Source organism: Gardnerella massiliensis, assembly GCF_003408845.1.
Taxonomy (GTDB): Bacteria; Actinomycetota; Actinomycetes; order Actinomycetales; family Bifidobacteriaceae; genus Bifidobacterium; species Bifidobacterium vaginale_H.
This window is the reverse complement of sequence record NZ_LRTV01000008.1, coordinates 85,111-90,701: the sequence shown is the minus strand read 5'-3', so window position 1 is coordinate 90,701 and position 5,591 is coordinate 85,111. Positions and strand designations below refer to the sequence as shown.

At 52.7% G+C, this 5,591-nt stretch carries 5 protein-coding genes; all 5 read right to left on the bottom strand.

Going from position 1 to position 5,591, the window contains the following annotated elements; translation table 11 throughout:
* A partial coding sequence (gene proB / locus AXE77_RS05085; protein ID WP_116712415.1) for a glutamate 5-kinase occupies positions 1-650 on the bottom strand: 650 nt, incomplete at its 3' end.
* Positions 651-776: 126 nt separating this feature from the next.
* A complete protein-coding gene (gene obgE / locus AXE77_RS05080; RefSeq protein WP_116712414.1) occupies positions 777-2,450 on the bottom strand; it encodes a GTPase ObgE in 1,674 nt (557 codons plus the stop codon).
* 174 nt (positions 2,451-2,624) lie between these two features.
* On the bottom strand, positions 2,625-2,876 hold the full coding sequence (rpmA, locus tag AXE77_RS05075; RefSeq protein ID WP_004106248.1) for a 50S ribosomal protein L27: 252 nt from the start codon (positions 2,874-2,876) through the stop codon (positions 2,625-2,627).
* A 33-nt stretch (positions 2,877-2,909) separates the two neighbouring features.
* Positions 2,910-3,218, bottom strand: coding sequence for a 50S ribosomal protein L21 (gene rplU, locus AXE77_RS05070; protein WP_004129104.1), 309 nt, complete (start codon positions 3,216-3,218; stop codon positions 2,910-2,912).
* A 174-nt stretch (positions 3,219-3,392) separates the two neighbouring features.
* A partial coding sequence (locus tag AXE77_RS05065) for an Rne/Rng family ribonuclease (RefSeq protein ID WP_116712413.1) occupies positions 3,393-5,591 on the bottom strand: 2,199 nt, incomplete at its 5' end.

Here is a 5,591-nt window from a genome sequence, read left to right as displayed (position 1 = left end):
TTCACTTCCTCCAGCGCGCGCGTCACATCCGGCACAAAACTTATACGCTTTGCGCCCGGTTCGCTCGGCGGCGCGGTGTAAAGCGAATCCACGTCCGTAAGCAGCACAAGTGCTTCCGCTCGCACAACATTCGCCACCAGCGCGGCGAGACGATCGTTGTCGCCGAATCGAATTTCGTTGCTGGAAAGCGCGTCGTTTTCGTTCACGATTGGAATTACGCCAAGCTCCAGCAGTCGCGACATAGTGCGTTGAGCGTTGCGGTAGCGCGACGGCGAAATAGTAACGTCCGCCGTGAGCAGCATTTGCCCAACTCTAAAGCCAAATTGCGCGAAAGCAGCCTCGTATTGCGCCATAAGCAAGCCTTGACCAACTGAAGCCGTGGCCTGCTGAGTTGGCACGTCTTTCGGACGCTCACCAAAACCAAGCAACCCAAAGCCTGCCGCAATAGCGCCGGACGATACCAGCACAACGTGAGCGCCCATCATCTGCACGTGACTAATTGCGGCCACGAGAGCGCGCAATTTTTGCACGTCCAAATGCCCAGATGCGTCGGTAAGCGAGCTTGAGCCGACTTTCACCACGATTGTGCGCGCTTCACGAATTGAACGCCGAACCCCATCTTCGGTAGGCTCAATTTCCGGATTGCTCATACGTTATTTCCCCTTGATTTTGCTTAGTTTTGCTTGGTTTTACTTGGTTTTTCGTAACTTTGCGTAATTTAGCGTAACTTTTCGCTTAATTCCGCACAATTCGACTAGCTTCCCTACTTTTCTTCCCTACTCTTCTCCGCGCCCAAACAAACTGTTTTCGTCGTGGTGATCGTCATCCACGGAAGGATCCGCCCAGTGGCCGGACTTTCGCTCAGCCATCATCGCTTCTCGAACCGCGCTCTTGGCATCCATCATGCTGTGATAGTCGCGGCGACGCTCGGCATTCGTGCGACGCGCACCACGAGGATCATTCGCCTCAAGACGCAAATCCTTGCCACGCGCACCCAAGTTAGCGCCGTCCAATCCTTCCGCACCCGCAGCAATACTCGGATCCCAGTCGAAGCAAACCATATGATTTCCGCTACCAATACGAATCTCGTCTCCCGGACGCGCGCCCTTCTTACGCAACTCGTCCTCGACGCCAAGCTTCGCCAAACGATCCGCCAAATATCCCACGGCTTCGTCGTTGTCAAAATTCGTTTGCACAACCCAACGCTCCGGCTTCGTACCGGTAACCGTGAACCAAAAGTCGCCGTTCCTATCCTCTTCGCGCTCAATCGTAAAGTCTGCTCCACTTCCACGACCGTCGTCACGACGCCTACGCAAAGCCGACGAAGCCTGCTCAAGCGGCTGAATAACCACGCGTTCCTCCTCGCGCGCCGCTTCCTCAGCAGCGAGCTTCTCGCGCATCTTTTCAACCAATCGTCCAAGCGCAAATCCAAGCTCTTTCAAGCCTTCGTGAGACGCGGTAGAAATCTCAAATACTTCCAGCCCCATCGCCTCAAACTCGCCGCGCACAAAATCAGCCAATTCCTTAGCTTCCGGCACGTCAACTTTGTTCAACACTATAATTCGCGGACGCTCTGGAATTGGAATCGCACCCAACGGAAGCTCAAGTTTGTCGGCGTACTGCGCAAGCTCGTGTTCAAGCGCATGATAGTCGCTAATTGGGTCGCGATTTGGTTCCAAAGTAGCGCAATCGATTACGTGCGCAATAATTTCCGTACGCTCAATATGACGCAAAAACTCAAGTCCCAAGCCCTTGCCTTCGGAAGCTCCTGGAATTAATCCCGGTACGTCCGCAATTGTGTAGCGATAATTTCCGAAGCTCACCACGCCGAGATTTGGCACCAAAGTAGTAAACGGATAGTCCGCAATTTTTGGCTTGGCTGCACTAATTGAGGCGACTAGGCTTGATTTTCCTGCAGAAGGGAAGCCTACTAAAGCTACGTCCGCAATAGATTTGAGTTCCAAAATTACGTCGCGTTCTTCGCCTGGCTCGCCTAAAAGCGCGAATCCTGGAGCGCGACGAGTTTTGTTGGCAAGGGCCGCGTTGCCAAGACCGCCGGCACCGCCTTGAGCTACAACGAATTGGTCACCAACATGCTGCAAATCCGCCAAAACTTCGCCCGGACGCTTCGTAGCTCCCGCAGCACCTCGCGCTGTAAAAATAACCGTTCCAACCGGCACAGGAAGCACTAAATCGGCACCTTTTGAACCGTCTTTAGTGTCACCTAAGCCCATCGTACCGTTTTCTGCAGTGCGGTGAGGCATAAAACGATAGTCGAGTAAGCTGTTTGCGTTGCGGTCGGCTACAAAAATAACAGAACCGCCGTCGCCACCGTTGCCACCGTTTGGGCCTGCCAGCGGCTTGTACTTTTCGCGACGCACGCCTGCGGAACCATTGCCGCCGTCGCCGCCTTTCACGTGCACTGTTACGCGGTCTACAAAATCACTCATACTGCTACCTTACTCGATACCTTACTCGAAGCTAAACACCTAATATCGAAGCTAAACACTTAAATTCGCGGAAACAAATCAAGCACAAAAAAGCCGCACCGATTGGGTGCGGCTTAAACGTTTTTCGCCGGCTTTTTCACCGACTTATTGTTGAAGCGCTTAGGCTACTATGACTCAGGCAGTCACCACGTCAACAACCTTGCGGTCGCGACGAATGCCGAACTTCACATTGCCGTCCACCAAAGCGTACAGCGTGTGATCCTTGCCCAAAGCCACGTTCTGGCCGGCGTGGAACTTAGTGCCGCGCTGACGAACGATAATGTTGCCAGCCACTACAGCTTCACCGCCGAACTTCTTCACACCAAGATATTGCGCTTGCGAGTCGCGACCGTTGCGCGAGCTAGACGCACCCTTCTTATGTGCCATCTCACTGTCCTTTCAGGTTTATAACACCGTCAATCAGGCGATGGCCGTGATCTTGACGAGAGTCAACTTCTGGCGATGACCCTTGCGACGAGCCACACCAGTCTTGTTCTTAAACTTCATAATGCTAATCTTTGGACCCTTGGCTTCGTCGTTCAAGACTTCTGCCTTCACCGTGATCTTAGCAAGATCCTTGGCGCTTAAGGTCACCTTAGCACCGTCAACAACGAGCGCGACCGGGAATTCCACGGTATCGCCCTTCTTTGCATCGAGACGGTTTACGAGAATGGCGTCGCCAACCTCGACCTTCTCTTGATGGCCACCGGCCTTCACAATCGCGTACATAATTCGTTCCTTAGCTCAATTGAAAGCTTACTTTTGCCTCGCGCGCGGCGTATGGAGCGCGGCAAGACACCGACTATCAAAAATACACCGACCCCTGTACTAACGTCAAGTCAGTACAGTTACGAAGCCTTGTAGGCAATAGTCAATATTGTACTCAAGCCATATACTTCACGTTTATTCGGTATATTCAGAAGTATTTTCGTTGGTACTTTCGAAATTACTTTCGTCACTATTTTCGTCGGTACTTTCGAAATTACTTTCGTCGGTACTTTCAAAATTACTTTCGTCACTATTTTCGGAAGATTCGTCGGTATTTTCGTAAGCGTTTTCCGCAACGTTTTCCGTAGCGTTTACCGAAATATTTTCGGTAACTTCCGCAACTTCCGCAACGGCTTCCGTATTTTCCGCAACTTCGGTAGCATCTTCCGCAACTTCGGTAGCCTCGTCCAACGTAGCCTCGTCCAACGTAGCCTCGTCCAACTTGGCTTCACCAAACTTAGCTCCGTCATTCACCACCGAAGCCGCAGCAATACGCGCCAACTTAGCGCGCACATCCGCACTCGACCCCTGCTGTTTCACTGGAGCAGCAGGCTGTTCCGTCGCGCTTCCGTGACCATATTTATTCGTTTTAACAAACGGATCACCACCCTTCAACGCGTAAGGATCGGCATATTCCGAAGAAACAGTCGGCTCATCGTGCAGAATAAATCCGCGGCCCTTACACATCGGGCACTCCTCAGAGAAGGCCTCAACCAGGCCCTGCCCAACGCGCTTACGCGTCATTTGCACAAGACCAAGCGACGTCACCTCCGCAACCTGATGCTTAGTCCTATCTCGCGCCAAGCACTCAAGCAACCTGCGCAACACCAAATCGCGGTTCGCCGGCATCACCATATCAACATAATCAATCATGACCATGCCGCCAATATCGCGCAAACGAAGCTGACGCGCAATCTCCTCAGAAGCCTCCAAATTGCAACGCGTCACCGTTTCTTCCAACGACTTACCACGGCCAATAAATCGGCCAGTATTCACATCGATTGTGGTCATTGCTTCCGTGCGATCGATCACAATCGACCCGCCCGCAGGCAAATAAACCTGACGCTCCATGCCCTTACGCAGCTGACTATCAATCTGCCACTTGTCAAATACGTCCTTACCTTCATGCTCGGCAGGATCCCAATACTCAACTTTACTGCGCAAATCCGGCGCCATCATCTCGAGATACTCGTCGATACGCTGGTACACGCCTGCACCTTCAACAATAAGCTTCTGGAAGTCGTCGTTGAAAATATCTCGTACCACACGAATAGCCACGTCCGGCTCGCCTTGAAGCAGCTTAGGTCGCTTACCGTGCAGGTATTCCTGGCGCTTCGATTCAATGCGTTCCCACTGCTTCACCAGCGACTCAAGATCCTTAGATATCGCGTCCTCACTAGCGCCTTCAGCTGCAGTACGAATAATAATACCCATGTCTTTTGGCGCAATTTTCGACACAATACCGCGCAAACGCGAGCGCTCGCGATCTGAAAGCTTGCGGCTCACGCCAGTCATGCCGCCGGAAGGAACCAACACGAGGAAGCGTCCGGCAAGCGTCACTTGTGAAGTTAAGCGAGCGCCTTTGTGACCAATAGGATCTTTCGTAACCTGCACGAGTACCGGGTCGCCTGACTTGAAAGCAAGCTCGATTCGGCGAGGTTGGCCTTCGAGTCGCGTCATATCCCAGTTCACTTCGCCCGCATACAGCACGCCGTTTCGCGCCTGACCAATATCTACGAAGGCGGCTTCCATGCTTGGGAGCACGTTTTGGATGCGGCCGAGATAAATATTGCCGACGGTTGCAACTTCTTGAATATCGGAAACGTAATGTTCTACGAGAATATTGTCTTCGATAACGGAAATTTGCGTGTGCTTGTCGCGTTCTCGCACCACCATTAGGCGTTCGACGTTTTCGCGACGGGCCAAGAAATCTTGTTCTATGAGTAGGTTTTGGCGGCTGCGTTCGCGACGGTTGTCGCGGCGGCGTTGGCGCTTTGCTTCAAGCCTTGTGGAGCCTTCAATATCCGTAATTTCGTCGATATATTGTTGCTTGCGCGAGCGTCGGGAAGTGTCATCGTCGGAACTTAAGCGCGAGGCCGTTGACGAGGCCGTTGACGATGACGTTGGCGACGTTAACGAAGTAGCGTCATCCGAGGTCTTAGTGCGGCGGCGGCGACGACGACGCGTGTACAGCGTTTCTTCTTCGTCCTGCGCGCGGAACTCGTCTGGATCAGGGATTAAGTCGCGGTCTTCTTGAGAAACTGCATCAAGGTTTTCGTCGACAACGCGCGAGTTGAAGTCGTCGTAGTCTTCGTTGCTACTGTCCCGTCGACT

Coding starts and splice junctions, on each gene's coding strand:
- obgE (WP_116712414.1), bottom strand. CDS start 2,450: ATGAGTGATTTTGTAGACCGCGTAACAGTGCACGTGAAAGGCGGCGAC.
- rpmA (WP_004106248.1), bottom strand. CDS start 2,876: ATGGCACATAAGAAGGGTGCGTCTAGCTCGCGCAACGGTCGCGACTCG.
- rplU (WP_004129104.1), bottom strand. CDS start 3,218: ATGTACGCGATTGTGAAGGCCGGTGGCCATCAAGAGAAGGTCGAGGTT.